A 1,948-nucleotide genomic window follows, 5' to 3' on the forward strand; every position below is an offset into this window, starting at 1 on the left:
GTCACGGTCAGCGGCACCAACTGTGCCTTGTCGAGGGTAATGGTGAAGCTCGGTGCCTGGTTTTCCAGGACCGGACCGTTGCCAACGATGCTGATAGCGACTTTGTCGCCCTGGTTATCGGTTGGTGTGCCAGTACCTGGTTCGTCAGTAACGGTCGTTTCGAGTTTGCCTTGACCCAGGGTCAGCTGCTCGAAGTTATCAGCACCCGTCACCGACTCCAGCTTGTTGACGATGGTCGGCTGACCACCGACCAGGATGTCATCAGGGGCAGTAATGGTGAACGAGCCCGAAGTGCTGTTAGCTGGGACGGTGACAACCGTGCCGTCAGTCAGGGTGAACGACAGCTCACCGTGATTGTTGATCGGCAAGCCGGCGGCGTTGGTCAGGGTCACGGTGTAAGTGATCTGGCCGCCTTCAGCCACGGTGGTTTTATCGGCGGTCAGGGTCGCAACCACTTCGCTAGGAGTATCGCTGACGACTACTGAGCCCGGATTACCGATGACCAGATTTTCCAGCGCGGTGCCACCGGAGGTGACATTGCTAACGCCCAGCTCGACGGTTTCGCCGTCTTTGTAGACGTCATCACCTTGCGCGGTCAGCGAGTGCACTTTGGAGGTTTCGCCGGCGGCGAAGGTCACGGTCTGGCCGTTGCTCAGGGTCACGGTCAGCGGCACCAACTGTGCCTTGTCCAGCGTGATGGTGAAGCTTGGCGCCTGATTTTCCAGAACTGGACCGTTGCCAACGATGCTGATAGCGACTTTGTCGCCCTGATTGTCGGTTGGTGTGCCGGTACCTGGTTCGTCAGTAACGGTCGTTTCGAGTTTGCCTTGACCCAGGGTCAGCTGCTCGAAGTTGTCGGCACCGGTTACCGATTCCAGCTTGTTAACGATGGTCGGCTGACCGCCGACCAGAACATCATCTGGGGCAGTGATGGTGAACGAACCGGAAGTACCGTTCGCTGGAACGGTGACAACCGTGCCGTCAGTCAGGGTGAACGTCAGTTCACCGTGATTATTGATTGGCAAGCCGGCTGCGTTGGTCAGGGTCACGGTGTAGGTGATCTGCCCGCCTTCCGCCACGGTGGTTTTGTCGGCCGTCAGGGTCGCAACCACTTCACTCGGGGTGTCGCTAACGACCACCGAACCTGGATTACCTATCACCAGGTTTTCCAGCGCGGTGCCACCGGAGGTGACATTGCTAACGCCCAGCTCAACGGTCTCGCCGTCTTTGTAGACGTCATCACCTTGCGCAGTCAGCGAGTGCACTTTGGAGGTTTCGCCAGCGGCGAAGGTCACGGTCTGGCCGTTGCTCAGGGTCACGGTCAGCGGCACCAACTGTGCCTTGTCCAACGTGATGGTGAAGCTTGGCGCCTGATTTTCCAGGACTGGACCGTTGCCAACGATGGAGATAGCGACTTTGTCGCCCTGATTGTCGGTTGGTGTGCCGGTACCCGGTTCATCGGTAACCGTGGTTTCCAACGAATTCTGACCCAGGGTCAGTTGCTCGAAGTTGCCCGCACCTTCGACACTTTCCAGTTTGTTGACGATGGTCGGTTGACCACCGACCAGGATGTCATCCGGGGCCGTGATGGTGAACGAACCGGAAGTACCGTTCGCTGGAACGGTGACAACCGTGCCGTCAGTCAGGGTGAACGTCAGTTCACCGTGATTATTGATTGGCAAGCCGGCTGCGTTGGTCAGGGTCACGGTGTAGGTGATCTGCCCGCCTTCCGCCACGGTGGTTTTGTCGGCCGTCAGGGTCGCAACCACTTCACTCGGGGTGTCACTAACGACTACCGAACCTGGGTTACCAATCACCAGGTTTTCCAGCGCGGTGCCACCGGAGGTGACATTGCTAACGCCCAGCTCGACGGTTTCGCCGTCTTTGTAGACGTCATCGCCTTGCGCGGTCAGAGAGTGCACTTTCGAGGTTTCGCCGGCGGCGAAGG

The 1,948-nt window shown here is 58.6% G+C and carries 1 protein-coding gene; it reads right to left on the reverse strand.

Features of this window, described 5'->3' with window-relative positions:
* A partial coding sequence (locus H7698_RS31045; RefSeq protein WP_328803789.1) for an immunoglobulin-like domain-containing protein occupies positions 1-1,948 on the reverse strand: 1,948 nt, incomplete at both ends.

Origin of the sequence: Pseudomonas sp. p50(2008), from assembly GCF_015351605.1 — a bacterium.
In the GTDB taxonomy this organism is placed as follows: Bacteria; Pseudomonadota; Gammaproteobacteria; order Pseudomonadales; family Pseudomonadaceae; genus Aquipseudomonas.